This is a genomic window from Lentzea guizhouensis (assembly GCF_001701025.1).
Taxonomy (GTDB): Bacteria; Actinomycetota; Actinomycetes; order Mycobacteriales; family Pseudonocardiaceae; genus Lentzea; species Lentzea guizhouensis.
The window spans coordinates 6740357-6766886 of sequence record NZ_CP016793.1 but is presented as its reverse complement, the minus strand read 5'-3'; the positions used below and the strand labels follow the sequence as shown (position 1 = coordinate 6766886).

29 protein-coding genes and 2 pseudogenes are annotated in these 26530 nt (G+C 72.0%); 20 read left to right on the top strand and 11 right to left on the bottom strand.

Annotated features, from left to right (window positions below; genetic code table 11):
- The first annotated feature begins 101 nt into the window (after positions 1-101).
- The gene (locus tag BBK82_RS54715) at positions 102-2177 is read left to right on the top strand and encodes a WD40 repeat domain-containing protein (RefSeq protein WP_237047695.1); all 2076 of its coding nucleotides are present in this window, start codon (positions 102-104) and stop codon (positions 2175-2177) included.
- 25 nt (positions 2178-2202) lie between these two features.
- Here the strand turns inward: BBK82_RS54715 and BBK82_RS32740 are convergent, their stop codons facing one another.
- From BBK82_RS32740 to BBK82_RS32725, 6 genes and pseudogenes are all read right to left on the bottom strand, one after another.
- The gene (locus BBK82_RS32740; RefSeq protein ID WP_071812719.1) at positions 2203-3201 is read right to left on the bottom strand and encodes an acyltransferase family protein; all 999 of its coding nucleotides are present in this window, start codon (positions 3199-3201) and stop codon (positions 2203-2205) included.
- The gene (locus BBK82_RS32735) at positions 3198-4142 is read right to left on the bottom strand and encodes a D-alanine--D-alanine ligase family protein (RefSeq protein WP_218920399.1); all 945 of its coding nucleotides are present in this window, start codon (positions 4140-4142) and stop codon (positions 3198-3200) included. The genes BBK82_RS32740 and BBK82_RS32735 overlap by 4 nt, the downstream gene beginning before the upstream one ends.
- A gap of 20 nt (positions 4143-4162) precedes the next feature.
- Positions 4163-4515, bottom strand: a pseudogene (locus BBK82_RS52975) (alanine racemase C-terminal domain-containing protein).
- 17 nt (positions 4516-4532) lie between these two features.
- Positions 4533-4772 (bottom strand): hypothetical protein, encoded by a 240-nt coding sequence (locus BBK82_RS52970; protein WP_218920397.1) that lies wholly within the window; start codon positions 4770-4772, stop codon positions 4533-4535.
- Positions 4769-5266 carry an alanine racemase gene (locus BBK82_RS52965; protein WP_218920396.1) on the bottom strand — a complete coding sequence of 166 codons (498 nt, stop codon included), beginning with the start codon at positions 5264-5266 and terminating at the stop codon, positions 4769-4771. The genes BBK82_RS52970 and BBK82_RS52965 overlap by 4 nt, the downstream gene beginning before the upstream one ends.
- Positions 5251-5865, bottom strand: a complete 615-nt coding sequence (locus BBK82_RS32725; protein ID WP_065918437.1) for a M15 family metallopeptidase — start codon at positions 5863-5865, stop codon at positions 5251-5253. Before BBK82_RS32725 ends, BBK82_RS52965 begins: the two co-directional genes overlap by 16 nt.
- A 224-nt stretch (positions 5866-6089) precedes the next feature.
- On the opposite strand from BBK82_RS32725, the gene BBK82_RS32720 reads away from it, so the two are divergent.
- Positions 6090-6941 (top strand): NAD(+)/NADH kinase, encoded by an 852-nt coding sequence (locus tag BBK82_RS32720; RefSeq protein WP_065918436.1) that lies wholly within the window; start codon positions 6090-6092, stop codon positions 6939-6941.
- A 30-nt stretch (positions 6942-6971) separates the two neighbouring features.
- On the top strand, positions 6972-7328 hold the full coding sequence (locus BBK82_RS32715) for a 5-carboxymethyl-2-hydroxymuconate Delta-isomerase (RefSeq protein WP_065918435.1): 357 nt from the start codon (positions 6972-6974) through the stop codon (positions 7326-7328).
- Here the strand turns inward: BBK82_RS32715 and BBK82_RS32710 are convergent.
- A complete protein-coding gene (locus BBK82_RS32710; protein ID WP_065921524.1) occupies positions 7322-7861 on the bottom strand; it encodes a CGNR zinc finger domain-containing protein in 540 nt (179 codons plus the stop codon). The two genes, BBK82_RS32715 and BBK82_RS32710, sit on opposite strands and share 7 nt — an antisense overlap.
- Before the next feature lie 72 nt (positions 7862-7933).
- Here BBK82_RS32710 and BBK82_RS32705 point away from each other — a divergent pair, with 72 nt between their 5' ends.
- The 7 genes from BBK82_RS32705 (at position 7934) to BBK82_RS32675 (ending at position 15214) form a co-directional block, all read left to right on the top strand.
- Positions 7934-8395 carry a mycothiol transferase gene (locus BBK82_RS32705; RefSeq protein ID WP_065918434.1) on the top strand — a complete coding sequence of 154 codons (462 nt, stop codon included), beginning with the start codon at positions 7934-7936 and terminating at the stop codon, positions 8393-8395.
- The gene (locus BBK82_RS32700) at positions 8392-9492 is read left to right on the top strand and encodes a MalY/PatB family protein (protein ID WP_065918433.1); all 1101 of its coding nucleotides are present in this window, start codon (positions 8392-8394) and stop codon (positions 9490-9492) included. The genes BBK82_RS32705 and BBK82_RS32700 overlap by 4 nt, the downstream gene beginning before the upstream one ends.
- A 64-nt stretch (positions 9493-9556) precedes the next feature.
- Positions 9557-12196 (top strand): ATP-binding protein, encoded by a 2640-nt coding sequence (locus tag BBK82_RS32695; protein WP_154697631.1) that lies wholly within the window; start codon positions 9557-9559, stop codon positions 12194-12196.
- A complete protein-coding gene (locus BBK82_RS51910; RefSeq protein ID WP_065918431.1) occupies positions 12151-12636 on the top strand; it encodes a hypothetical protein in 486 nt (161 codons plus the stop codon). Before BBK82_RS32695 ends, BBK82_RS51910 begins: the two co-directional genes overlap by 46 nt.
- Before the next feature lie 73 nt (positions 12637-12709).
- The gene (locus BBK82_RS32685) at positions 12710-12973 is read left to right on the top strand and encodes a hypothetical protein (protein WP_065918430.1); all 264 of its coding nucleotides are present in this window, start codon (positions 12710-12712) and stop codon (positions 12971-12973) included.
- Positions 12974-13057: 84 nt separating this feature from the next.
- Complete coding sequence (locus tag BBK82_RS32680) at positions 13058-13411, top strand: putative quinol monooxygenase (RefSeq protein WP_065918429.1); 354 nt, start codon at positions 13058-13060, stop codon at positions 13409-13411.
- Positions 13412-13414: 3 nt separating this feature from the next.
- On the top strand, positions 13415-15214 hold the full coding sequence (locus BBK82_RS32675; RefSeq protein WP_065918428.1) for an FAD-dependent monooxygenase: 1800 nt from the start codon (positions 13415-13417) through the stop codon (positions 15212-15214).
- Between the two features lie 37 nt (positions 15215-15251).
- Here BBK82_RS32675 and BBK82_RS32670 read toward each other — a convergent pair whose 3' ends face one another.
- From BBK82_RS32670 to BBK82_RS32655, 4 genes are all read right to left on the bottom strand, one after another.
- Positions 15252-15611: a nuclear transport factor 2 family protein gene (locus BBK82_RS32670; protein WP_065918427.1), complete on the bottom strand. Its 360-nt coding sequence runs from the start codon at positions 15609-15611 to the stop codon at positions 15252-15254.
- Complete coding sequence (locus BBK82_RS32665) at positions 15608-16075, bottom strand: cupin domain-containing protein (protein WP_065918426.1); 468 nt, start codon at positions 16073-16075, stop codon at positions 15608-15610. The genes BBK82_RS32670 and BBK82_RS32665 overlap by 4 nt, the downstream gene beginning before the upstream one ends.
- Before the next feature lie 8 nt (positions 16076-16083).
- On the bottom strand, positions 16084-17574 hold the full coding sequence (locus BBK82_RS32660) for a flavin-containing monooxygenase (RefSeq protein WP_065918425.1): 1491 nt from the start codon (positions 17572-17574) through the stop codon (positions 16084-16086).
- Between the two features lie 90 nt (positions 17575-17664).
- Positions 17665-18459 (bottom strand): IclR family transcriptional regulator, encoded by a 795-nt coding sequence (locus tag BBK82_RS32655; protein WP_065918424.1) that lies wholly within the window; start codon positions 18457-18459, stop codon positions 17665-17667.
- A gap of 69 nt (positions 18460-18528) precedes the next feature.
- Between BBK82_RS32655 and BBK82_RS55635 the strand changes: the two genes are divergently transcribed.
- The 10 genes and pseudogenes from BBK82_RS55635 (at position 18529) to BBK82_RS32610 (ending at position 26473) form a co-directional block, all read left to right on the top strand.
- On the top strand, positions 18529-18990 hold the full coding sequence (locus BBK82_RS55635) for an SDR family NAD(P)-dependent oxidoreductase (protein WP_154697630.1): 462 nt from the start codon (positions 18529-18531) through the stop codon (positions 18988-18990).
- Between the two features lie 43 nt (positions 18991-19033).
- Positions 19034-19249 carry an SDR family oxidoreductase gene (locus BBK82_RS55630; protein ID WP_250637371.1) on the top strand — a complete coding sequence of 72 codons (216 nt, stop codon included), beginning with the start codon at positions 19034-19036 and terminating at the stop codon, positions 19247-19249.
- An 18-nt stretch (positions 19250-19267) separates the two neighbouring features.
- Complete coding sequence (locus tag BBK82_RS32645) at positions 19268-19786, top strand: cupin domain-containing protein (RefSeq protein WP_065918423.1); 519 nt, start codon at positions 19268-19270, stop codon at positions 19784-19786.
- Positions 19783-20667: an alpha/beta fold hydrolase gene (locus BBK82_RS32640; protein ID WP_083268300.1), complete on the top strand. Its 885-nt coding sequence runs from the start codon at positions 19783-19785 to the stop codon at positions 20665-20667. Before BBK82_RS32645 ends, BBK82_RS32640 begins: the two co-directional genes overlap by 4 nt.
- Complete coding sequence (locus tag BBK82_RS32635) at positions 20667-21602, top strand: DODA-type extradiol aromatic ring-opening family dioxygenase (protein ID WP_065918422.1); 936 nt, start codon at positions 20667-20669, stop codon at positions 21600-21602. The genes BBK82_RS32640 and BBK82_RS32635 overlap by 1 nt, the downstream gene beginning before the upstream one ends.
- Positions 21603-21782: 180 nt before the next feature.
- Positions 21783-23302 (top strand): annotated as a pseudogene (locus tag BBK82_RS32630) (MDR family MFS transporter).
- Positions 23303-23306: 4 nt separating this feature from the next.
- Complete coding sequence (locus BBK82_RS32625) at positions 23307-23789, top strand: universal stress protein (protein WP_065921522.1); 483 nt, start codon at positions 23307-23309, stop codon at positions 23787-23789.
- Positions 23790-23822: 33 nt separating this feature from the next.
- Positions 23823-24296 carry a GNAT family N-acetyltransferase gene (locus BBK82_RS32620; protein WP_065918421.1) on the top strand — a complete coding sequence of 158 codons (474 nt, stop codon included), beginning with the start codon at positions 23823-23825 and terminating at the stop codon, positions 24294-24296.
- A 48-nt stretch (positions 24297-24344) separates the two neighbouring features.
- Positions 24345-25352: a CobW family GTP-binding protein gene (locus BBK82_RS32615; protein WP_065918420.1), complete on the top strand. Its 1008-nt coding sequence runs from the start codon at positions 24345-24347 to the stop codon at positions 25350-25352.
- Entirely contained in the window at positions 25352-26473 is a 1122-nt protein-coding gene (locus BBK82_RS32610; RefSeq protein ID WP_065921521.1) for a GTP-binding protein, read from the top strand. Before BBK82_RS32615 ends, BBK82_RS32610 begins: the two co-directional genes overlap by 1 nt.
- Positions 26474-26530: the final 57 nt, after the last annotated feature.

Sequence of the window (26530 nt, the reverse complement as noted above, 5' to 3'; positions counted from 1 at the left end):
CGCACCCGCTGACCGCCCGCGAGCGCGACTTCCTCACCGCGAGCCTCACCGCGGAGTCCGCCGAGCTCGCGAAGGCCAAGCGGGCGAAGCGAAGACTCGGCGTGCTCACCGCCGCGCTCTCGGTGCTGCTCGTGGCCACGACCGCCGTCACCATCGCGGCCGTCACCGCCGGGTCCGAGGCCACCCGGCAACGCAACAGCGCGCTCTCCCAGAAGGTCGCGCAGGACGCGGAGCGGTTGCGCGGCACCGACCCCGCGGTCGCCGCCCAGCTCGCGCTCGCCGCGTTCCGCCTCTCCCCCACGACCGAGGCCCGCAGCGCGGTGCTCGGCTCGTTCACGCCGTCCTACGCCACCCGGCTCACCGGCCACACCGACAACGTCAACGCGGTGGCGCACAACGCGTCCAGGAAACTGCTGGCCAGCGCGAGCCACGACCGCACGGTCCGGCACGTCGACATCGCCGACCCGCACCACCCCCGCGAACTGCGGACGCTGACCGCCCACACCAACAACGTCGCGCACCTCGCGTTCAACTCCAGCGGCAGCGTGCTCGCCACGGCCGGATGGGACCGCACCGCACGTCTGTGGGACACCACTACCGGCACGGTCCTCGCCACCCTCACCGGGCACACCGACACCGTCAACGCGGTCGCGTTCAGCCAGGACGACCGCCTGCTCGCCACCGCGGGCAGCGACAAGACAGCCCGGCTCTGGGACCTCACCGACGTGCGCCAGCCGCGGGAGATCGCCGTGTTCCCGCACTCCGCACCCGTGATCGCGCTCGCGACGAGCGACACGCACCTCGCGACCGGCTCGTGGGACGGCTCGACCCTGCTGTGGGACCTCGCCGCGAAGACCTCCCAGCCGCTCACCGGCCACGCCGGTCCGGTCCACGCGATCGCGGTCAGCCCCGACGGCACACAGGTGGCGACCGCCGGCCAGGACCGCACGATCCGGGTCTGGCACACCGACGGCGGGTCGCGCGTCCTCACCGGGCACACGGACGCCCTGCGCGGCCTGGCCTTCGACCGGTCCGGCCGGCTCGCGAGCACGAGCGTCGACCGCACGGTCCGCGTGTGGGACCTGGCCCACCCCGGCGACCCGCTGGTGCTGACGGGCCACACCGGCCCCGTCGTCGGCGCGGTGTTCGCGGGCGACACCCTGGTGACCGCGAGCGACGACCACACCGTCCGGCTGTGGGACCTGCCGATGTCGTTGAGCCACACGGACTCCGTGTACTCCGTCGCTGCCTCCGGCACCCTCGTCGCGTCCGGCGGCTACGACCGGACGGTGCGGTTGCTGGAGAACGGCGACACCACCGCCGTGCTCACCGGCCCGGCCGACGCGGTCAACTCGGTCGCGTTCTCCCCCGACCGCCGCACCCTCTACGCCGCCAGCGCCGACCACCTGGTGCACCGCTGGGACATCGCCGATCCGCGCCAACCGGAACCGCTGCCGCCGCTCGCCGGGCACGCGGACGCGGTGAACGCCATGGCCGTCAGCCCGGACGGCCGGGTGCTCGCGACCGGCAGCACCGACCGGGCGGTCGTGCTGTGGGACACCGCGACCGGCGCGTCGCTCGGCACCCTGTCCGGGCACGCGGGATCGGTGCAGGCGCTGGCCTTCAGCCCCGACAGCCGCCGGCTCGCGAGCGGCGGTGACGACTTCGGTGTGCGGATCTGGGACGTCGAACGGCGCCAGGTCGTCACCCACCTGCCCGGCCAGGAGCACGTGGTGAAGGCGGTCGCGTTCAGCCAGGACGGCACCAGGCTGGCCACCGGCACCGCCGACTTCGCCGTGCGCGTCTGGGACTCCGCGACCGGCGCGCGCACGGCCGAGCTGACCGGGCACACCGACACCGTGCACGCCGTCGCGTTCTCCCCCGACGGCCGGACGCTGGCCAGTGCGAGCGCCGACCACGACGTGCGGTTGTGGCGCCTGTCCGACCACACGTCCGCGGCGGTGCTCAGCGGTCACGGCGAACGGGTGTACGGGCTGGCCTACGTGGACGCGCACACGTTGCTCAGCGCGAGCGGCGACCACACCGTCCGGGCGTGGGAAGCCGATGAAGAGCATGCGGCACAACGGGTCTGCGCGACAGCGGCACCGGAGCTGACGCAGCAGGACTGGGACCGCCACTTCCCCGACATCGACCGCACGCCGCTCTGCGGATCTTGACGTTCCCGGGTGGCGGGGTGGGTGGTCAACCCGGGGTGGCTCTCGCTGGTGAACGGCTACCTCGCCGCATGACCGGTTCCTCGACGTAACGCCAGCTGAGCGCCGCCGCCACGATCGTGAGCACCGCCGCGATCGGCCCGGCGGCGGCGCCCAGCTCCGGGCGCAGCCACAGGGTCAGCGGGTAGTTCCACAGGTAGGCGCCGTACGAGACGGTTCCCAGCGCCACCAGCGGTTTCACCGCCAGCGGGACATCACGGCACCGCGACCACACGAGCAGCAACACCGCCGTGCACCCCGCGATCGCCGGACCCGCCAGCAGGTACGTCGTCGCGTGGCCGCGCAACGGCACGACCGACAGCACGGCCAGCACAGCGACAACTACCGGAACCGCCCAGCGCGGCACGTAAGTGCCCTTGAGCCGGACGGCCGCGCCGATCACGAAGCAGACGAACCACGACGTCGGCAGCGCGTAGGCGTTGTCGGCGTGCGGCCACAGCCAGACCAGGGTCGCCGTGCACGCCGCGAGCGCCGCCAGCCCGGCCGTGACCAGTGCCGCCGTGGTCTTGCCGCGTGCCCAGGCGAACGCCAGCACCGCCGGCCACAGCAGGTAGAACTGCTCCTCGGTGGCGAGCGTCCAGCCGTGGAACGCCGCGTCGCTCACACCGGGGATCGGCAGGTTGCCGGTGAACGTGAGCAGGACGACGGCGGTGGTGACGAGCTCGTCCTTGTCGCCCAGCGGGTCGAACACCAGCGTCACCGCCACGAAGATCACCACGAGAGCGACCAGCGCGGGCAGCAACCGGCGGGCCCGGCGGGCGTAGAACCGGGTGAAGCTGACCCTTCCGGTGCGGTCGAGCTCGTTGTGCAGCACGCCGGTGATCAGGTAGCCGCTGAGCGTGAAGAACATGACGACCCCGACAACTCCGGCGCCGGGGAAGACGTCCGGGAACGCGTGCCGGAGCATCACCAGCAGGATGGCGATGCCGCGCAGCACGTCGAGCCCGGCGATGCGCTGCGAGCTCACCCGGCGGCCCCGCGCACGAGCTTGTCCAGCAGGTCCGGATAGGACAGTCCGACGGCGCGGAACATCTTGGGCACCTGGGACTCGGCCGTCATGCCCGGCATGGTGTTAACCTCGTTGAGCACCAGGCCGTCGGCGGTGAGGAAGAAGTCGACGCGGGCCAGCCCCCGGCACCCCAGCGCCTCGTAGATCTTCAGCGCGGCCTCTTCCAGCTCCTCCAGCTCGGTGCCGGTCAACGGTGCCGGGATCACGAACTGCGCGCTGCCGTCGTACTTCACGGTGGTGTCGAACAGGCCCGGCACCACGATCTCCAGCGGTGGCCCGGTCCTGCGGCCCTCGTCCGGGTCGTCGAGCACGGCGATGTCGATCTCCCTGCCCTGCACCACCTCCTCGACGAGCACCCGGTCGTCGAGCTCCAGCGCGGTCTTCAGCGCCAGGTCGAGGTCCTCCTCGCGGTCGACCAGCGTGACGCCGAAGCTGGAGCCGGCCGCGACCGGCTTGACCACGACCGGTCCCGTCCAGCCGACAACGGATTCTGAGGTCACCAGCCGGCCCGGCGCGGTCCGCACCCCGACCGCCTCGGCGACGAGCTTGGTCGCCCACTTGTCCATCGCCAGCGCCCCGGCCCGCACCGGCGCCCCGACGTACGGCACGTTCGCCAGCTCGCACAACGCCGCCAGCGTGCCGTCCTCCCCCAACGGCCCGTGCACCACGGGAAGCACGACGTCACACGTCCGCAGCACACCGACAGCGGCCGCGAGCCCACCCGCGACCGTCGGGTCGAGCAACCGCCCGTCCGGCCCGTACCAGCGCCCGTCCCGCCCGATCGTCAGCGCGACCGCCTCGTACGACGCCGGGTCCAGCGCCGAGCGGACCGACGCCGCCGACGCCGCTGAGACGTCGTGCTCGCAGTTCTGCCCGCCGCCGATGACAGCGACCTTCATCCGCCCCACCCCTGTGTTGTTCATCGGGCGCACCGCCGCACGCGTCGCCCGATCCCCGTCACGACCTCGTGCGGGATCGTCCCCGCCCACGCGGCCCACTCCGCCACCGTCGGCTCGCCCCCGTCCCCCGGCCCGAACACGACCGCCTCGTCCCCCACCGCCACCGGGTCGTCGCCGGCGTCCACCACGACCTGGTCCATCGAGATCCGCCCGGCGACCGGCCGGCGCCGTCCCGCCACCAGCACCTCGGCCCGTCCCGACGCGGCCGCGGCAATCCGTCGGCGTACCCGAGCGGCAGCAACGCGAGCGTCGTCTCCCGTGCGGTCACGTGCTGGTGCCCGTACCCGACCCGGTCCCGCGGACACCGCCGCACCTGCACGACCGGCGCGGTCAGCCGCAGCGCCGGCGCAGCGCGGTCGTGCCGGACGGGTCGATCCGACCAGCCCCGCTCCGATCCGCACCAGTCCAGGTGCGTGCCGGATCGGTGAGCGTCGCGCTCGTGGCCGCCAGGTGCCGCACCCACGGCCGCAACCCGCCTGCCGCGCCATCTCCACGCCCCGCAGGAACGCCCGCCGCCCACGCGTTGGCCGGGTCGCCCGGCTCGTCGGCCAGCGCCAGGTGCCCCATCACGCGGCGACCCGCACCCGTCCGGCCAGCTCGGCCCGCCGGGCGGCGGACATCAGCGCGAGCCAGGTCTCCGGCGCGGCACCGTCGCGCGCCATGCCGGTGTCGAGCTGCAGGTGCACCCGCACCGGTCCGTCGGCACCGCTGATCGCGGCCAGGTGCTCCACGCTCGGCACGCTCAGGTCGACCCGGTGCCGCACCGCGGACGCCACGTCGACGTCGACCGGGTGCAGCCAGCTCAGCACCGGCGCCTCGACCCCGCACGCACGCACCGCCAGTGCCTCCTCCAGCGACGTGACCCCGATCCAGCTCGCCCCGGCGGCCAGCGCCGTCCGGGCGACGTCGCCCAGGCCGTGCCCGAACCCGTCGGCCTTGACCACGGCCATCACCGACCGCGCCACCCGCGTGAACCGCCGGGTGTTCTCGGCGACGGCGGCGAGGTCGACCTGCAGCTCAGGCCCGGAGACGACCTGCCGCAACGCCGTCACGGGCGCGCCCACGCAGCCACCTCCACCGGTCCGTAGAGGGCCTGGCCGGCACCGGTCATCAGCGCCCAGTACCGGTCGCCGTAGGACCAGTGCCACCACTCGGTCGGGTAGTTGACCAGGCCCGCACCCGCCAGCGCCGAGGCCAGCAGCTCGCGGTTGCACCGCGCGACCGGGTCCACGTCGGCCGCGAAGAAGCAGGCACCGCCGCTCTCCTCGGGCGTCGCGTCGATCTCGGTCCCCATCCACAGGTCACCGCCGGCCCCGGTCAGCGTCAGGTCCACCGCGGCACCGGCGACGTGCGGCGCCACCTCCAGCGGAGCCACGAACCGGCTCGACAGCCGGGCGAGCTCGACGGCGTCCGCCGCCGGGTGCAGCTCGTGCAACGAGGCCGTGTAGTCCTCGATGATCGCGCGCTGGGACGCAGCGCTGCGGTGTCCCTCGGCCACGCGGAAGTCCACACCGGACGGCAACGCCGACCGGGCCTGGTCCAACCGCACCGCGAGCCCCTCGCGCACCAGGACACCAGGGGTGAAGTCGAGCGGTACGAGCGGCTCCCCGTTGTCCAGCACGCGGATGGCGCGCACGATCGGATCGGCCAGCAGGATCGTCATGCCGCAAACCTAGGAACCACCTCCTCGGACCAACCTCCCCCGGAAGGCCCGCGCGCCCGGCCGGACGGATGGTTCCCGCGGCACGAGATCGGCCGATCGGCTGAGCAACCCGGCCACACCCAGCACGTCCGCCCGGTCGAACCGACCAATTCGGACTCGTTCGCACACCCGGCTGGACGCGGGCAGACTGGCGAGCGTGAACCGACACCTGAGGACGCGCTGACGTGCACGCCGCCGGACTGGTGCTGCACCCGCAACGAGACTCCGCCGCCGCGGTCGACGCCGTGCTCGGCTGGGCGGCCAAACGCGGTGTCGAGATCCTCGGCATCGACGACGAGATCCAGCGCCTGCGCTGCGCGGCCACCCCGGTCTCGGCGCAGGAGCTCGGTCGGCGCGCCGACCTGGTGGTGAGCCTGGGCGGGGACGGCACGATGCTGCGCGCGATGCGGCTGGCGGACGGGGAGAAGGCGCCGGTGCTGGGCGTCAACCTGGGCAAGCTCGGGTTCCTCGCCGAGGTCGACGTGCCGGACCTGCCCGCGGCGCTCTCGGCCATCGACGCGCGCGAGTTCTCCGTCGAGCCGCGGCTGGCGGTCGACGCGACGTTCGGCGAGCACCGGGTGACCGCGTTCAACGACGTCGCCGTCGTGCGCACGCCCGGTCAGGGCAACGCGCGGGTGGCCGTGCGGGTGGCGCGGCAGCCGTTCGTGAGCTACGCGGCGGACGCGGTGATCGTCGCGACGCCGACCGGGTCGACCGCGTACAGCTTCTCGGCCGGTGGGCCGATCACGAGTCCGTCGGTGGAGGCGTTGCTGGTCACGCCCGCCGCGCCGCACTCCGCGTACAGCCGCGGGGTCGTGCTGTCGGTCGACGACGAGGTGGACCTCGACCTGCTGCCGACGAGCGGGCGGCTGGCCGTCGAGGTGGACGGCCAGGTCGCCGGGTACGTCGAGCCGGGTGATCGGGTGTCGTTGCGCGGCAGGCCGGCCGCCGCGAAGGTGGTGCGGCTCGGGCTGACGACGTTCTACCAGCGGGCGCGGCGCAAGCTGCAGCTCACGGACTCGGCCGAGCTGACGTGAGCGGTCACGTGGCGCGGTAGGTTGGGCCGCATGCCACAGATCACCGTCGAGTACTCCGCGGAGCTGGCCGATGCCTTCGACCGCCGCGGTTTCGCACTCGCGCTGCACCAGGCCGTGTCGCCGCTGGTCTCCTCGGAGGTAGGGGCGTTCAAGACGCGGTTCCGGCAGATCGAGGAGTCGGTGATCGGTGACGGCTCCCCCGCGGCGATGGTCCACGTCCGGGTCGGCCTGCTGTCCGGGCGTTCCGCCGAGCGCAAGCAGGAGGTGGGCCGCACGGTCATCGGACTCGCCGGTGAGCACCTCAAGCCGGTGGACGGCCTGCCGACGCAGGTGACGCTGGAGGTCTACGACCTGGACCGGGAGCAGTACCAGAAGCTGGTCTACTGAGCCCTGCGGCGGGCGCGGTACTGGGCGGCCTTGATCCGGTTGCCGCACTCCTCCATGTCGCACCACCGCCGGTTGCCGGTGCGCGACCGGTCGATGAAGATCCGCGTGCAGTCGTCGCGCCCGCACTCCCGGATCACCAGCTCGTCCCTGCGGGACAACAGTTCCGCTGCCGCGCGGGCGATCTCGCCGCCGAGTGACCGCGCGGTGCCGTGCCTGCGCACCCCGGTGTCCGTCAGCGTGAACGACGGCGCCGGGGCGTCCGCGTAGGAGTTGACCCGCCGCAGGTCCTCCTCCGGCCAGCCGCTGCCGGCGAGCGTGCCCTTGACCAGCCGGTAGACCGACTCCCGCAGCTCGACGAGCGCGGTGAACTGCGCCGCGCTCAGCCGCGGCGGCTCGGTCATCACCCCTGCCTGCAGCGCCCACGACGCCAGGTCCCGCGGGGAGCTCAGCAGCTCCTCCTGGTCGCCGTCGCGCCACTTCAGGGTGCCCAGGAAGTCCAGCGCGAGGTCGCCGCTGACGAACGCGAAGCTCACGTAACCATCTTGACAGGTGACGCACGCGCCGGGCAACGTGAGCGTCACCGGCTTAGAAGGTGACGGGACTTGATGATCACTGTCGAGCAGTACCTCCACTTCACCGGCCAGGCCCTCGACGGCATGGCCACGACCGTGCGCGACCTCGGTGCCGAGCGCGCGACCCTGACGCCCATACCCGGCGTGAGCAGCCCGTACGCGTTGCTGACGCACTGCTGCGGTGTGGCCGACTACTGGGCGGGCGAGTTGGTCGCCGGCCGTCCCGCGCACCGGGACCGCGACTCCGAGTTCGTGGCGGCCGGACCGGTCGAGCCGCTGCTCGCCCGCGTCGAGCGCACGAAGGAGGCGCTGGAGCAGGACGTGCGGCAGGCCGACTTCCGCGCACCGCTGCGAGCCGAGCCCGACTCGTCGTTCCTCGGCCCGGACGTCCCGCTCGACCAGGGTGCCGCGCTGCTGCACGTCTACGAGGAGCTGGCCCAGCACCACGGTCACGTGGACATGCTGCGCGCCGTGATCGAGCGGGGTGTGGCGTGAGCTTCGACCGGATCGACGAGACCCGGCTGCGGTCGGGTTCCGGGGTGAAGTGGGGATCGCTCGCGCAGGGCACGATCGGCGCGTGGGTGGCGGACATGGACTTCGGCCTCCCACCCGCCGTGAAAGCCCGGCTGTGGCAGGAGGTCGAGCGCGAGGACTTCGGCTACCCGCACTGGCCGGCCGGCGACCCGGTGGTCACCGCGTTCGAGCAGCGGATGCACACCCGCTTCGGCTGGACGCCCACCTCCGGGCACACCAGGGTCTTCAGCGACCTCATCCAGGTCCTCCAGGTGGTCGTCGAGCACACGACCGCCCCCGGTGACGGCGTCGCGCTGCACGTGCCGACCTACCCGCCGTTCCTCGCGAGCATCCTGCGCGCGGGCCGCCGGGTCGTGCCGATCCCCATGGAGCACACGGCCGACGGCTGGCGGTTCGACGCGGAGGTGGTACGTGACCAGGGGTGCGAACTGCTCGTCCTGGTCAACCCGCAGAACCCGACCGGCCGCGTCTTCACCCGCACCGAGCTCACCGGCCTGGCTGAGCTGGCCGAGGAGCTGGACCTCGTGGTGCTGTCCGACGAGATCCACGCCGACCTCACCTACCCCGGCCACCGGCACGTCCCGTTCGCGTCGCTGAGCCAGGAGACGGCCCGGCGCACGGTGACCGCCACCTCGGCCACCAAGGCGTTCAACATCGCGGCACTGCGCTGCGCGGTCGCCCACATCGGCGTCCCGGCACTGCGCAAGGCCCTCGACGCGGCACCGCTGGACTACTTCGGCCAGCCGAACACGCTGGGGCGCGCGGCCACCGTGGCGGCCTGGCAGGACGGCGACTCGTGGCTGACCGAGCTGCTGCTGACGTTGCGGCGCAACCGGGACGCGGTCACCCGGTGGATCGGGCCCGGCAGGAGCTACCACGCACCGGAGGCCACCTACCTGGCGTGGTTCGAGGGTGCCGCCGGTGCGGGGGTGAAGCTGAGCGAGGGCTGGGAGTTCAGCGCCGGCACGGACGTTGACACGTCGGCGTTCGTGCGGGTGAACTTCGCGACGAGCCCGGACACGCTCGCGGAGGTTCTGCGGCGGCTGGAAACGCCGTAACGGCGTGCGTGCCGGTCTCGATGTCCACCGGCACGGCCAGTCACCGTCGGAGGTCCCGGGTTCGATGTCGCACGACGTCAGCAACGTGAACCGCGGCAATGTGCAGTCCCTGGTGCAGGCCGGTGTCATCAACGGCGGCGTCAACTTCTACGGCGATGGCGTGCAGGAACCGCAGGACTACTCGAGCATGCTCGAACCGAGCGACGTCGAGCTGCTCGGCCGGGAGGACGAACTGCGGCGGTTGCGCGAGTTCTGCGACGGTCCCGACCCGTACCTGTGGGTGCGGGCGGAGAGCTGGAGCGGCAAGTCGGCGCTGCTGAGGGAGTTCGCGCGCAGGGAGCACGAGGGCCTGTTCCCCGTCTGGTACTTCGTCCGGCGCAAGCACTCGGACAACCGGGCCGACTTCGTCCGCGCGGTGTGGCACCAGCTGGCGGGGCTGCTCGACAGTGCAGCGCCCGCGAACGCCCCGCGCGACGAGCACGAGTTCCGGAAGCTGCTCGCGCTGGCAGCGGACCGGTGTGAGGGCACCCTGGTCATGATCGTCGACGGGCTCGACGAGGAGGCCGGCGAGGGCAGCGGCAGCATCGTGCACCTGATGCCCGCCAGGCCACCTGCCGGGTTGCGGGTGATCCTCTCGTCGCGGCCGCAACGACCGCTGCCGGAGCGGGTGGTCGAATCGGGGCACCCGTTGCTGTCACCGGACGTGGTGTGGGAGCTGCCGACGTCCGAGCACGCGACGATCATGCGGGTGACCGCTCAGGAGGACTTGCGGGCGTTGATCACCGGCTCGGCCCTGGAGAAGCAGCTGCTCGGGTACGTGACGGCAGCGAAAGGCGCCTTGGCGGTGTGCGACCTGGCCGAGCTGTTGAACGTTTTCAACGACGAGGTCGACACGGTGCTGGAGGGCCTGACCGGCCGCAGTTTCGCGCGGGTGCACAGCCTCTGGCGCCCAGGGCACTTCCGCTACCAGCTCGACCACCCGAGCCTCGAGGATGACGCGGCCAAGAGGATCGGGCGGCGCTGGCTGGCCGAGCTCACCGCCGAGCTGCTCAGGTGGGCGCACGACTGGCGGGATCGGGGCTGGCCCGCGGACACGCCGGAGTACCTGCTGCTCAACCACCCGCAGGACGACCCGGTCGCGCTCGCGCTCAACCCGGACCGGCACGTGCGGCTGCGGGCGCTCACCGGTGCGAACGCCCACGCGCTGGAGGAGATCGCGGCGGCGCGGAAGGAGCTGGCCGACGGGCGTGACCTCGGCACGCTGGCGCAGCTCGCGGTGCTGCACGACGACCTCGGCGGGAGCACCGCGCTGTTCCCGCCGGAACTGCCGGCGGTGTGGGCGGGCCTCGGGCACCTGGAGCAGGCGAAGAGCCTCATCGGCGAGCTGGCGGATCACCTCCGGGTCAGCGCGTGCGCGGCGGTGCTGGGCAAGGTGCGGGACGGCGCCGGTGGGTTCCGCGAGATCGCGGAGAGCGCGCTCGACCGGATCGGTTCTCCCGACGCGCTCAGTGCCGCACGCGCCGAACTCGCCGTGGCGCTCATGAAGGTCGGCGACCTCGACGCGGCGCAGGCGCTGGTCGGGCAGGTGGCACCGGAGGCCGTCACGGCACTGCAGGACGACCTGGTCAGAGCCTCTTGGGAGCACAGGGACGAGGCACGGGCGACAGCGCTCTGCGACCAGGCGACGTCGATCAAGCGGCGCGCCCGGCTCGTCACGACCGCTGCGCTCGAACTGTCCGCGCGCAGCCGGTACGAGGAGGCAGCCGACTTCGTGGTCGCCCGGCTCGACGACGAGAAGCGGTGCGGCAAGGCCCTCGCCGAGGTGGTGTGCGACGCGGCCGGCCGCGACCCCGACCAGGCGCTGGCGGTCCTGCACCGCGTCAAGAACTCCGCGCGCTACCACAAGGTCAAGGGTGATGTGGAGATCGCGATCGCCCTGCACCGGCGGGACCGCGTCCCCGAGGCCCGCGAGCGTCTCGAACTGGCGGAACGCCGCATCTCCGGCAAGATCGACCCCACGCTGTACGACGGCGCGGTCGGCGAGATCGTCCGGGCGTGGGTGATGCTCGGTGAACCGGACCGCGCCGTCGGCCTCGGGCGGTCCCGGCGGCTGGCCAGCACCCGCGGCCGGCACCTCGTCACCCTGGTCGGCCACCTCGTGCGCGAGGGGTTCCCGCACCAGGCCACGCGCTGGCCAGGCACGCCCCGCCGACCTCGCCGCGGTCTCGCCCAAGTCCCGGCAGATCGAGGGCTTCCTGGAGCTGATCAGGACCGTCGCCGCCACCGGCGACTCCGGTCTCACCTCGACCATCGCCAAGGCACCGCCGCGAACACCGCCCACCGCGACCACGGCCGGTCGCACTGGCCGCGACCTCCCGCCTCGCCACCCGGACCGCCGCGCCGAGCTGGTCGCCGCCATCCCGACCGCTGCTGCGCCGCACCGCGCTCACCGACCTCGCCGTGGAGGTCGCCGAGGACGACGACCTGCCCGGCGCACTGCGCGCCATCGACCTCGTGCGCGACCCCGTCGCCCAGGTCGATGCGCTCACGGCGCTCACCACCACCGTTCCGGCGCAGGCCCAGGAGCTCGCCGAGGCGGCGGAAGCCGCAGCCCGTGCCGCCGCGGCCGTCGACCCCCGTTCCCAGGTCCGCGCGACCGTGGCCCAGGCACTGCTGCGGATCGGCGCGCACGCCGACGCCTTGACCGTCGCCCGCGAGATCACCGACCCGTACCTGCACGCCACCACGCTGTCCGCGCTGGCCGTCGCCGTCGGCCCGCACGAGGCGGAGCCGATCGTCCGCGAGATCACCTACCCGTACTACCGGGTCCGTGCGCTCGCCCAGGTCATGCGGGCCACGTCCGACCCGCGGCAGGCCTACGCGCTGCTCGCCGACGCCCGCACGTGGCTGCCCGCCGTCGACCCTGACTGGCAGCTGTCCGCGCACACGGAACTGGTGCGCGCCGGGGCAGCACTGGGCGTGGCGGCCGTCGCGGACCTGGTCGCCGCGGCACGCGATCTGGCGGAGGCCGCCAAGTCCTCCGCCGTGCACGAACTGGCCGTCGCGGTCGGCCTCGGCCAGCACCACCCGGCGGCCGCATCGCCCGCTCGATCCACGACGCCCACCAGCGCTGCCGGGCGTTGAGCGAGGTGGCGCGATCACCGCGGCACAGGGCGAACCGGACCTCGCGACCGAGTTCGCGACGCAGGCACGTCTGATGGCCGAGACCATCGGTGACGAGGACAAGCGCGGGCGCTGGCGGCGGACGCGGTGTCGGCGCCAGCGCCCCGCCCGTCGACGAGGACCGGAGCCGGGCGGCGGCACAGAGGTCACGGCCGACCCCACTCCCCCGCCCTCCCGCCGCACGCTCGCCGACCAGCTCACCTCCGGCTCGTGGACCGAGGCCCTGCCCGGCCTCGCCGCCGCCGACCCGGAAGCGTTGCGGCAGCTCGCCAAGGCGTTGCCCGGCCTGTACCGCTGAGGGGTCCCACTGCCCGGGACTCGTGGTGGAACAACCGGGAAGCCCGCTGCCACGGTGGCGTCACCACAGCCACCGGGAGATCTGATGAGCGCAGTCGTCCTGCCGGAGCCGGACGCCGACGAGTCCGGCCCGTACACACACCTGGGGTTCGCGAAGGCCAAGCCAGGCCACGAAGAAGCGGTCGAGGAGCTGATCCTCGGGCTCGTCGGGCCGTTGCGGGCGGAGAGCGGGTGCGTGGAGTTCCACGTGCACCGCGACCGGGCGGACCGGTCGTCGTTCGTCATCTACGAGATGTTCCGGTCCAAGGCGGAACTGGAGGAGCACCTCGGGATGCAGTACGTGCACGACTTCCGGCGCGACATCCAGCCGCACGTCGAAGGGCCGTTGCGGCAGCAGTTCCTGCGCATGTGCAGCACCCACCCGGCGGTCGGGGAGTAGGCGATGGGACTGCTGGTCATCGCGCTCGTCACCATCGCCGTACTTGTCACACGCCGGCTGTGGGGCAAGTTCACCAACAACCCGCTGCCGCAACTCGCCGCGCGACCGGGCGCCGGGGTGTTGCAGAGGCTGGGCAAGGTGCGCAACCCCGAACGAGACGGCTCGCCGGCGCGAACCCGTGCGCCACGGCAGAGCCCGCAGGACTGCGAGGTGCTCGTGGTCGGCGCCGGGCCGAGCGGGCTGATGACCGCGGCACTGCTCAAGCAGCAGGGTGTCGACGTCTGCGTGATCGACGCGAACGCCGGCCCGGCCACCGAGTCACGGGCGTTCGCGGTGCAGGCGCGGACGGTCGAGCTGTTCCGCAACCTCGGCCTGGCCGACGAGCTGCTCGCCAGGGGTGTGGTCACCAACGGGATCCGCTTCCACATCAGGGGAAAGGAGGCGGGCGGGCTGGACTTCGACCGCTCGAAGGCCGCGACCACGCCGTACCAGTTCATCCTGATGGCACCGCAGGCCGAGGTGGAGGAGCTGCTGCTGCACCACCTGGCACGTAACGGTGTCACCGTCCGCAGGGGCACCAGGCTCGTCGACCTCGTCCAGTCCGAGGACGCGGTCATGGCGACGCTGAACGACCGCACGGTCACCGCCAACTACGTCGTGGGCGCGGACGGCGCGCACAGCACGGTGCGCGCCAAGCTCGGGCTCGGCTTCGAAGGCGAGAAGTACGCGCAGCGCTACCTGCTGGCCGACTGCACGGTCGAGTGGCCGTTCGACCACGCGCACTTCCGGGTGTTCATGAACCGCAACCGCATCGGCCTCTTCCTGCCGTTGCAGGGCAAGCAGGTCTCGCGCGTCATGGTCACCGACTTCGACCCCGACGCGCCGTTCGACCTGGCCAGGCTCCAGGCCGAGCTGCGCACGGCGACGAACACCGGCGTCACGCTGCACAGTCCGGTGTGGACCAGCCGTTACCAGGTGCACCTGAAGAAGGTCGGCACCTACCGGCAGGGCCGGGGTTTCTTGGTCGGCGACGCGGCGCACATCCACTCACCGGCCGGCGGCCAGGGCATGAACACCGGCCTGCACGACGCGGCGAACCTCGCGTGGAAGCTCGGCGCGGTCCTCCGGCACGGCGCCGCCGACGCCCTGCTCGACAGCTACTCGGCGGAACGGCACCCCGAAGGCGTGCGGCTGTTGAAGTTCACCGATCGGCTGTACAAGGTCGCGGCCGGGCTGAGTGGCGCAAAGGCCTGGCTGCGCGACACGCTCGGCCCGTTCCTGATCGGCCGGATGTCCGCGGCTCCCCTGCCGCACCGCAGGTCGTTCCACCGGCTCTCGCAGCTGGGCCTCGGCTACCGGCCGGGCGAGTTCGCCGTCAACGAGCTGCTGTACTCGCTGAAGGGACCGCTGGCGGGCCACCGCGCCCCGGACGCCAGGATCAACGCGCACACCCACGTGTTCGACCTGCTCACCGGGTACGAGCTGCACGTGGTCGCGTTGTCCCGCAGGCACCTCGGCACGCCCGAGATCACCGAGATCGACCGGCGGCTCACCGCGTTCGGCGTCAGCGCCCACCTCGTCACCCGCGTCGAGGCACGTCCGGACGACCGCGTGCACCAGGCCGACTCGGCGCAGGTGTTCGAGCACTACGGTCTCACTGAGCGGGACTCCCAGGCGTTGTACGTGATCCGGCCGGACGGGCACGTGGCCTGGCGCGCCGACGAGCTGGACTTCGAGGCGTGCCGGCGGTTCCTCACCCGTCTGCACCCCGGGGCCGAGCATCCGCGGGCACGAGCGGCATGACACGAAGGGCCCCGGAAGACTCCGGGGCCCTTCGCCGTCAGCCGAGAGCGGGCGATATGTCCATGTGCACGCGGTAGTCCACGATCTGGTCGTCGTCCATCCAGATCACCGTCACGCACGGCAGCGCGACCTCGGACCCGTCCCGCGTCGCCGTCTCGATGGTGAACCGGCAGAACAGCTGGTCCCCCACCTCCGCCACCTGGTCGACGACGTGGCGCACCCACGGCAGTCCCTGCACGGCGGCCGCGGTGGCCCGCACCACCGCGGCCCTGCCCACGAGCGGGTCGTTGTTGCCGAACGTGTAGGTGGCCGTCTCGGCGAACCACGCCCCGAACGCCTCGGCATCCCCGGCGTCGACGGAGGCGCACATCGAGCGCACCATCTCGGTCCTCGTCATGACGGCTTCTTCTGCAGCGACAGGCCGTGCTCGACCATGATCTCCGCGACCAGCTTCATGTCCCGCGGGCCGGGCGGCAGCTCCGACAGCGCCTGGTAGTAGTTCTCCAGCCCCGGCGGTGACACGACGGCGACCACGCGGGTCTCCTCGTCGAACGGGTTGTGGAACATGTGCGGCACGCCGCGCGGCATCAGCAGCGAGTCGCCGGCGCCCAGCACGTGCTCCTCGCCGTCCAGCTCGACGACGACGCGTCCCTGCACACACGTGAAGAGCTCGTCCTCGCGGCTGTGGATGTGCGTAGGCGGGCCGCCCAGGTTCGGCGGCACGACGTACTCGAAGAGCGAGTAGGCGCCCTTGGTGTCGGCTCCGGTGAGCCGGGTGTAGATGCCCAGGCCGATCGCGCCGACGTTCGTCCCGTCGCCGGTGCGGTAGACGCGGTGTTGCTGTTCCACGGGGGTGTCCATTCCTGACCTCACTTGGTTGCGACGGCGGCGACCTCGGCTCGCGGGTCGGCGAGCCTGGCGAGCAGTGCGGGCGTGACCTTCCGGTAGGCGGCGGGGGCGACGGGGTTCAGCCAGTGCGTGAAGCGGGTGAACCGGCCGATCTGCAGGCCGAGGTCGCCCAGCACCTCGTCCGCGTTGTGCATCGAGAACGGGATGATCTTCGTACCCCGGCAGTGGTGCGTGTTCGTCGCCTCGTCCATGAACGCGAGCTGCGCGGTCACCTCGGCCAGCCGGGTGTCCGGATCCGGCAGGCGGAGCGCTCCCGCGAGGTCGGCGGCGATCCACAGCGCGGCCAGCTCCGCGTTGAGGGGGCTGAAGAACGACGAGTTGTAGCCGTTGAAGTACAGGCCGGGCACGTCGATCGGCTGGATCTGCCGGTACAGCGCGAAGTTGCCGCGTTCGTCGAACAACCGCGTCCGCACCTCGGCCGGCAGGAACGGCACGCCCTGGGTGTAGCCGGTCGAGCACACGACCAGGTCGGCGGGCAGCACCGTGCCGTCGGCGAGCTCGGCGCGCGGCCGGTCACCGCCCAGCAGCCGGGTGATCGTCATGTCGCGACGCACCTGGATCGCGCCGGAGGCCACGCCCTCGAAGAACCCCTCGGTGGCCAGGCCGATCGCGCCCTTGACGATGTCCTCCATCCGCCCGCGCGGCATGAGGTCGTGCTCGGCGAGCCCGAACTGGCGCACCGACACCGAGCCCAGCGAGTTGAGCATCGAGCGGCGGATCCCGTCGGCGGGGCCGTGCAGGACCTTCTCGAAGCCGCGCACGAAGCGGTAGCGGAACAGCGCCTCGCCCATCCTGGTCAGCAGCAGCATCTTGAAGTTCAGCACCCCGGCGATCTTGCGCGGCACCTTCCACAGCAGCTGCCGCGCGATCACGTCGGCGCTCGCCGCGACCTCGCTGATCGGCACCGTCACGTCGCACGCCGACTTGCCGTAGCCGACGACGAGCACGTGCTTGCCGCGCGCCTCCTCGGCGTCGTGGAAGTCGCTGCCCGCGATGAACCGGCCGCCCGCCGCGGTGAACTCGTCCAGTCCGGGGTAGTCGGGCAGCGCGGGTTCGCAGAACACGCCGTTGGCCACGACGACCCGGTCGTAGGTGCCGATGCCGGCGTCCGTGGTCACCTCCCAGCCGTCCGCGACCGGCACGACCGACGTCACGGTCGTCTCCAGCCGCAGCGACGGCTCGATGCCGAAGTGGTGGGCGTAGGACTCCAGGTAGCGCTGCACCTGCTCACCGGTGGGCCACTCCGGCAGGTCCTTCGGCATCGGGAAGTCCGAGAAGGAGTACTGCGCTCCGGGGCTCTGCGTGGTGAGGCCGGGGTAGCGCCGGGTGCGGCTCCACACGCCGCCGACGTCCGGCGCGGAGTCGAACACCTCGACGTCGTGACCCGCCTGCAGCAGCACCTTCGCCGTGGTGAGGCCGGCGACTCCGGCCCCGATGATCGCGACGCGCATCCTGGTCCTCCTGGTGGCGGGTGTGGTGCAGCACACTCTGCGGCGCCCCGGCAACCCCGGCCAACCACGAGTCCCGCTCGCTGGGACTGTTCACGTTGACCGCCGCGGGGCCTCCCACCGCCGGGTCGAGTACGCCCGGCTCGCCGCGGCCGCCGCCATCCGCACGGCGGGCCCGATGCGTTCCGGCTTCACCGCCGCGCTCGGCCCGGTCACCGACAACGCGGCCACCACCTCGCCGGTCGCGTTGAAGATCGGCGCCGCCACGCAGCTCACGCCGACGTTGCCCTCCTCGCGGTCGTAGGCCCAGCCGCGGTCGGGGATCGAGGCCAGCTCGCGCTTCAACGCGGTCGGGCTCGTGATCGTGCGCGGGGTGCGCCGGTCCATCCCGCCGGCGATCACCTCCTCCACCCGCGCGGCGTCCGACCAGGCCAGCATCGCCCGGCCCAGCCCGGAGCAGTGCGCCGGGATCACGCCGCCGACCTGCGACAACATCGGCATCGGCCGGTGCCCGGTGATCTTCTCGACGACGAGGACCTGGGTGCCGTCGAGCACGCCGAGCTGCACGGTGGTGCGGGCGGCGGCGTAGAGGTCCTGCAGGAACGGCAGTGCGGCCTCGCGCAGCTCCATCCGCACCGGCACCAGCCCGGCGAGCTTGAACAGGCCGGTGCTGATCCGGTACCGGTCCTGCGGCTTGTCGAGCCAGCCGAGCTCGATCATCCGGGCGGCGGTGCGGTGCACGGTCGAGCGCGGCAACCCGGACCGCCGCACCAGCTCGGCGAGGCCCAGCTCGCGGTGCGCGGCGTCGAAGGCGTCCAGGATCGCCGCCGCGCGTTCGAGTGAACCGCTCGGCCCGGTGTCGTGGGAGTCCCGGTCACTGGGACTCATCCTTGGTCGTCCAGCCGCATCCCGACGACTGTAGGACCAGACCGGGGCACCCAACCAGTGGGCGGGCAGATGAACGAGAACTCCAGGGTCGCGCTGGTGGGCGGCGGCGCGGGCGGGATCGGCGCGGCGACCGCGGCCGCGCTGGTCGAGAGCGGTCACCGGTCGCGCCGCGGACCGCGGCCACGCTCGAGGGGCCGCGCTCGGCGCGACCACGCCGAATGCGACCTCGCGGATCCGGCGCAGGCGGCGGAACTCGTCGCCCACGTGCACGAACGGCACGGGTCGCTCGACGTCGTGGTCGTGAACGCCGGCGGGCCGGCGCCCGGTGAGCTCTTCGACGTGACGTGCGCGCAGTGGCACCGGGACCTGGACCTGTTGCTGGTGGGGCCGCTCGCGTTGCTGGCCGCGGCGCTGCCGGCGATGGCCGGGCGCGGGTACGGCGGGTCGTCGTGGTCACCTCGACGGCCGTCGCCAGCCGCAGCCGGCCTGGCCGCCTCGACCGTGCTGCGCGCAGCGGTGACGTCCGCGTGAAGCTCGCGTCCCGCCCGTACGCGCAGGCGTGACCGTGAACTGCGTGGCACCGGGCGACGCTGACGCGCGGCCTGGAGGTGCGCAGGCGCGGAGGCCTTCCCGCGGACACGGCGCCGACCTCGCGGACATCCCGGCCGGGCGTGCCGCGGATCCCGCCGAGGTCGCGGCGGCCGTGGCGTTCCTGGTGTCCCCGCAGGCCTCGTACGTCAACGGCACCGTGCTGACGGTCGACGGCGGCCGCACCGAGTTCGCACTCTGACAGCAAAGGACAACCGCGTTGGCCACTTCCGGACCCGACTTCGCCATGCCGGACTTCCTCGGCGCGCTCACCCACGCGGTGCGGCCCGACGGCGCACGGCCGCTGGTCGTGCACGACGAGGAGCTGGAGACGATCCCGCCGGGCGCGGTGCCGAACCCGACCACGCTGCGCATCGCGGGCAAGCTGCCGACGGCGACGTTCGAGCTGTTCCGCCAGGTGATCCCGCCGGGCGAGAGCTCGGACATGCAGCGGCACCACCACGAGACGGTCCACTTCGTGCTCTCCGGCGACGGGCACAGCGAGATTCAGCTGGCCGAGGTCGAGAGGTGCGAAACCGTTGTGTGGAAAGCAGGTTCGTTCGTCTACACGCCACCGTGGACGTGGCATCGGCATTACAACGACTCGACGGAGCACCCGGTCGAGTTCCTGACCATCGAGAACTCGCGGTTGCTCGCGTTGTTCGGGCTGGCCCGCAGGCAGAGCGCGGGGCTGGCGACGTTCGACGAGGCCCGCGCCCGGTTCGAGGGGGAGCGATGATCGGCGAGCACATCAGCATCTGGGGCGAGCTGTCCCATGTGGAACATTCGGTGCGGTACGTGTCCGTGCCGGTGCGCGGGCACACCGTGCGGACGCGGATCCTGCAGGCCGGGTTCGGTCCGGATCTCGTGCTGCTGCACGGCACCGGCGGTCACCTGGAGGCCTACTCGCGCGACATCGCGGGGCTGGCGGAGGACTTCCGGGTGACGGCCTACGACATGGTCGGCCACGGCTGGTCGGACCTGCCCGACCTGCCGTACACGATCGACGTGCTGGTCGAGCACCTCGTCGGGCTGATGGACGTGCTGGGCATCTCCCGCGCGCACCTGTCCGGCGAGTCGCTGGGCGGCTGGGTCGTGGCGTGGCTGGCCGCGCACCACCCCGACCGCGTGATGCGGCTCGTGCTGAACACACCGGGCAACATCGCGAACAAGCCCGAGGTCATGCAGCGGATGCGGGACAGCACGATGGCCGCCGTGCTCGACCCGAGCGAGGAGACCGTGCGCCGGCGGGTGGAGTTCCTGTTCCACCACAAGGAGATGGTCACCGACGAGCTGGTGGGCCTGCGCCGGTCGGTGTACTCGCGGGACGGGTTCGTGCGGGCGATCACGAACACGCTGGTGCTGCAGGACCCTGCGGTGCGCGAGGACTTCGCCTGGGACCCGGCGTGGGTCGGCAAGATCGCCGCGCCGACGTTGCTGCTGTGGACGAGCCACGACCCGACCGGTGGCCTGGACGAGGCGGACATGTTGCTGGGCTGGCTGCCCGACGCGCGGCTGCACGTGATCGACGACGCGGGGCACTGGCCCCAGTGGGAGAAGGTCGCGGAGTTCCTCGACACCCACCGCACCTGGCTGCTGCACGGGAAGGACCCCTCCTGATGGCGGAGATCATCGGCTTTGCCGGCATGTCGCACAGCCCGTTCGCGACACTGCTGCCGCCGCCCGCGCAGGGTGGTCCCGGCAGTGCGTTCCTGCGGGACGCGGACCGAGTGCGGCAGGCGGTCGAGGCGCTGGCACCGGACGCCGTCGTCGTGGTCGGGCCGGACCACTTCCACGCCAACTTCTACGACGTCATGCCGCCGTTCGTGCTCGGCGTCGAGGAGGCGGTCGGCTTCGGTGACTTCGGCAGCACCGCCGGACCGCTGCCGGTGGCGAGCAGGCTCGCCTGGGAGGTGCAGGGCGGCCTGGCCGACGCCGGGTTCGACGTGTCGCTGTCGTACTCGCTGACCGTCGACCACGGGATCGTGCAGAGCTACGAGATGATCACCGGTGGCACGACGCTGCCGCTGGTGCCGCTGGTGGTGAACACGGCCGCGCCGCCGTTGCCGTCGCTGGACCGCTGCGTCGCCCTCGGGAAGGCGCTGGGTGCGGCGCTGCGGTCGTCGGAGTTCCCCGGCCGGGTGCTGGTGGCGGCGAGCGGCGGGCTGTCGCACTGGCTGCCGTCCAACGACCCGCGCGACCCGGCGATGGCGACCGACCGGCGTGACTCGCTGATCAGGGGCCGGGCGAACGTGCGGGAGTTCGCGGCGGCCCGCGAACCGCGGGTGAAGGCGATGGGCGGCAACCCGGACGCACGGGTGAACGAGGTGTGGGACCGCTGGTTCCTCGACCGGCTGGTCGCGGGGTCGCCGTCCGACGTCGCGCGGATCGGGCACGACGCGCTGGAGGCGAACGCGGGCACCGGTGGGCACGAGGTGCGGTGCTGGCTGATCGGGCAGGTCGCGGTGGGGATGCCGCTGCGGTGGACCAGCTACGAGCCCGTGCCGGAGTGGATCACCGGAATGGGGATCGGGACGACGTTCCCGGTCTCCTGAGGGGAGGGAGGCCGGTGCCCGCGGGCACCGGCCTTCCGCCTGCTCGGCGCGGAGCGTGGTGAGGGTCTCCCTGCACCCGGCGTACCCCTGGAGTAAGTTGCCCATTGTGCAAATTTGCACAACGCGCAAGAATTGAGGGGACGAAGGGATCTCGCGGTGAAGACGGAGACAAGCGGCGCGATGGGGCACCGGCAGGTGCTCGAGTCGTTGTCCGGACTGCTGCTCGCGCTGTTCGTGGCCATGGTCAGCTCCACGGTGGTCTCCACCGCGCTGCCCCGGATCATCGGCTCGCTCAACGGCACGCAGACGCAGTACACGTGGGTGGTCACCGCCACCCTGCTCACCGCGACGGCCACCACCCCGCTCTGGGGCAGGCTCGCCGACCTGTTCAACAAGAAGACGCTGGTCCAGGCCGCGATCGTGATCTTCGTGATCGGCTCGCTGCTGTCCGGGTTCGCCCAGGACACCGGCCAGCTGATCGCCGCCCGCGCGTTCCAGGGCCTCGGCGTCGGCGGCCTGCAGGCGCTGGTCCAGGTCGTGATCGCGGCGATCATCCCGCCCCGCGAGCGCGGCCGCTACAACGGCTACCTCGGCGCGGTCATGGCCGTGGCGACCGTCGGCGGCCCGCTGCTCGGCGGCCTGATCGTGGACGTCTCGTGGCTCGGCTGGCGCTGGTGCTTCTGGGTCGCCGTGCCGATCGCCGCGATCGCGTTCGTGGTGCTGCAGGCGACGCTGAAGCTGGAGACCGTGCGCCGGTCGAACGTGAAGATCGACTACCTCGGCGCCGCTCTGATCGCCGCGGGTGTCAGCGTGTTGCTGGTCTGGGTGTCGTTCGTCGGCAACTCGTTCGACTGGCTGTCCTGGCAGACCGCGGCGATGGTGCTCAGCGGTCTGGTGCTGCTGGGCGCGGCCGTCGCCGTGGAGCTGCGCGTGCCGGAACCCGTGGTGCCTCTGAAGATCGTCGTGCAGCGCACCCCGGCGCTGGCGATCATCGCGAGCCTCGCGGTCGGCATGGCGATGTTCGGCGGCGCGGTGTTCCTCGGCCAGTACTTCCAGATCGGCCGCGGCTACTCCCCCACCGAGGCGGGCCTGCTGACCATCCCGCTGATGGCGGGCGTGTCTCCTCGACCATCTCCGGCCGCATGATCAGCCGCTCCGGCGCCATCAAGCCGTACATCGTGTCCGGCACGATCATCCTGGTGCTCGGCTTCCTCGGCCTGGGCTTCGTCGACCACGCCACCGCGCTGTGGATCGTCGGCGTCGCGATGGCCGTGGTGGGCATCGGCGTCGGCATGACCATGCAGAACCTCGTGCTGGCCGTGCAGAACAGCGTCCCGCTGCGCGACCTGGGCGCCGCCAGCGCCACGGTCACCTTCTTCCGCTCCCTCGGCGGCACGATCGGCGTGTCCGTGCTCGGCGCCGTCCTGGCCAACCGCGTCACCGCCGACCTCTCCGCCGCCCTGCACGTGCCTCCCGGCCAGTCCACCGGCTCCACCAGCGCGCTCAACCTCCAGGCCCTGCCCCCACAGGTGCAGACCGTGGTGCACAACGTCTACGGCGACGCCACCGCGCACATCTTCCTGATCTCCGCGGCCGTGGCCGTGATCGGCGTCGTCGCAGCCCTCCTGCTCAAGCCGATCACCCTGCGCACCACCATCGACCTGGAGCAGAAGGACGCCGACACCGCCGTGGTGAGGTGACGTGATGTCCTCCTCCCCCAACGCCTTCGAGTCCACGAAGGACGACTTCGGCCCCCGCCCGGCCCCGTCGGCCAGGACCATCCTGGCCGGCGTGGACGGCTCCGACACGGCCATGCGCGCCGCCGCCTTCGCCTTCGGCCTGGCCCGCCGCCAGAACGCCCGCCTGGTCATCACCTTCGTCGCCTGCCACTCCTCCCTGGCCGCCCTGAGCCCGGCCGCCGCCTCGGCCTTCGAACACGAGGCGATGGCCGGCCTGCACGCCGAGCTGCGCACCCAGATGCAGGCCGCGGCAGAGGAACTGGACGTGCCGGTGACGTTCGTGAAGACCTTCGGCGACCCGTTCACGACCCTGCGCGACTCGGCGGACCGGTGCCAGGCCGACATGGTGGTGGTCGGGGCGTCGCAACAGGCTGGGCACCGGTTCGCGGGGTCGGTGGCGACCCGGCTGATCCGCACGGGCCACTGGCCGGTGCTCGTCGTGCCGTGATTTCTTGTCGGTGCTCGTCGCTACGTTGAACCCATGCCTGAGGTGACGTTGCGAGAGATCGAAGAGTCCGACCTGGACGCTCTGTTCGAGTTCATGCGGGATCCGGAGTCGGTGCGCATGGCCGCCTTCACCGCTGCCGACCCGGACGACCGGGCGGCGTTCGACGCCCACATGCGCAAGGTGCTGGGGCGGACCGACGTCACCAACCGGGCCGTGCTGGCCGACGGGCGGTTCGTGGGGACCGTCGCGAGCTTTGTCGTGGAGGGCGACCTGGAGGTGACCTACTGGATCGACCGCGGTACGTGGGGGCAGGGGGTGGCGAGCGCGGCTTTGCGGTTGCTGCTGGAGGTCGTGCCGGATCGGCCGGTGTACGGGCGGGTGGCGAGCGACAACGCGGGGTCGAGGCGGGTGCTGGAGAAGGCCGGGTTCGAGGTGGTGGGGACCGACGCGGGGTTTGCGAACGGGAGACAGGGGGAGGTGGAGGAGACGATCATGCGGTTGAGCTGAGGTGCCCACTTTCGCGAACGATAATCATTGTCAGATACGCTCCCCGCCATGGCAGCGAGGGTCGTATTGGTAGCCGGGTTCACGCAGCACGACGTCGCCGACGAGCTCTGGCGCGCGTCACCGGACTCCGTGCTGGTCCGCCACGACCTCACCGCCCTGGCCGACGGCGTGGTCAAGCGGTGGGTCGACGGTCGGCTGACCGTGCTGGAGCTGGCGCACGGGTGCGTGTCGTGCACGCTCAGGCTGGACCTGGTGCCGTTGCTCGAAAGCCTCGACGCGCGGGTGGTCGTGCACCTCGACCCGATGCTGGAGCCCGAGGCGGTCTGCTTCGCGCTCAGCGGGACCGAGGTTCGGGTCGAGGCCGTGATCACGGTCGTCGACGCCCGGACGTGGCTCGACGACGCGACAGGTGGGGAGACGCTCGACGAGCGGGGGATGAAGGCTGCTGCCGAGGACGAGCGGACGGTCGCGCAGGTCGTCGTGGGGCAGGCGGAGTTCGCGGACGCGCTGGTGCTCACCGAACAGCCCGACGCGGTGACGGAGGCGGTGCTCGACCGGCTCAACCCGTTGGCGCCACGGCAGAACCTCGCGAAGCTAGACGCCGGTGCGTTGCTCAACGACATCCCGGAGAACGCGCGGCGCGGCGGGTTCGACGACGGGTTCGGGTCGTTGCTGCACGGGGAGCCGCCGCGGGTGCCGCGGCACGGAGTGTCGCTCGTGTGCTTCAGCGAGAAGCGGCCGTTTCACCCGATGCGGTTGCACAAGGCGGTGGACGTGTTGCTCGACGGGGTGGTGCGCACGCGGGGGCGGGTGTGGGTGGTGAGTCAGCCCGACGAGGCGTTGTGGCTGGAGTCGGCGGGTGGTGGGTTGCGGGTGGGCAACCTCGGGGCGTGGCCCCAGGGCAAGAGCCAGGAGCTGGTCGTGATCACCACGAAGGACCCGCGGAGCATCACCGAGGCGCTGGAGGCGGCGGTGGTCACGGACGAGGAGCTCGCGTTGGCGGACGAGCTCGACTTCGTGGACCCGTTCGGTGAGTGGCACGAGGAGGAGGTGTGATGCGCACGCCCGTGACGGTGTTGTCGGGGTTTCTCGGTGCCGGCAAGACGACGTTGCTCAACCACGTGCTGGCCAACCGCGAGCGGCGCAGGGTGGCGGTGATCGTCAACGACATGAGCGAGGTCAACATCGACGCCGCGCTCGTCAGCGGTCAGGGCACGCTCGACCGGACGACCGAGCGGTTGGTCGAGCTGACGAACGGCTGCATCTGCTGCACGCTCAGGGAGGACCTGCTGGAGAGCGTCGGCGAGCTGGCCAGGTCGGGCAGGTTCGACGCGATCCTCATCGAGTCGACCGGGATCTCGGAACCGATGCCGGTGGCGGCGACGTTCGAGTGGACGTTCGAGGACGGCACCAGCCTGTCCGACCACGCGCGCCTCGACACGATGGTCACGCTCGTCGACGCGGCCGGGTTCCTGCGCGAGCTCAGGGCGGGTGACCGACTGGACGAACGCGAGCTGGGCGCCGTCGAGGAGGACGAGCGCACGATCTCGGACCTGCTGGTGGACCAGGTCGAGTTCGCCGACCTGCTGGTCGTCAACAAGACCGATCTGGTCACCGAGGCCGAGCTCGCGGCGCTCGACGCCCTGCTCAAGCGTCTCAACCCCGCAGCAGAACGGCTGCACACCCGACACGGCGCCATCAACCTCGACAAGGTCTTCGACACCGGGCGGTACGACCCGATCACCGCCGCCCAGTCCCCCGGCTGGGCCCAGGAGCTGGCCGGCACGCAGACCCCGGAGACCGAGGAGTACGGCATCCGGTCGGTCACCTACCGCGCGGACCGCCCGTTTCACCCCGGCCGCTTGGTCACCGCCTTGGAAACATGGGACAAACCGCTGCGCAGCAAGGGTTTCTGCCACATCGCAACCCGTCCGGACGTGCTCGCCGTGTGGTCGCAGGCCGGTCCCAACCTCACGCTCGAACCCGGCCAGTTGATCGAAGACGAGCAGCCGCGGCAGGAGCTGGTGTTCATCGGCGTGGGCCTCGACCTCGACGAACCACGCCGCCGCCTCGACCCCGCCCTGCTGACCGACGCCGAGCTGGCCGACCCCGCCACCTGGGCCGCTTTCGACGACCCGCTGCCGCCGTGGAGCACCGAGGACCTGCACGCGCACTGACCGGTTCCAGCGGTCTTCGAGCGCCGCTTGTTCGGATGTCCGCGCCGAGCAACGCGA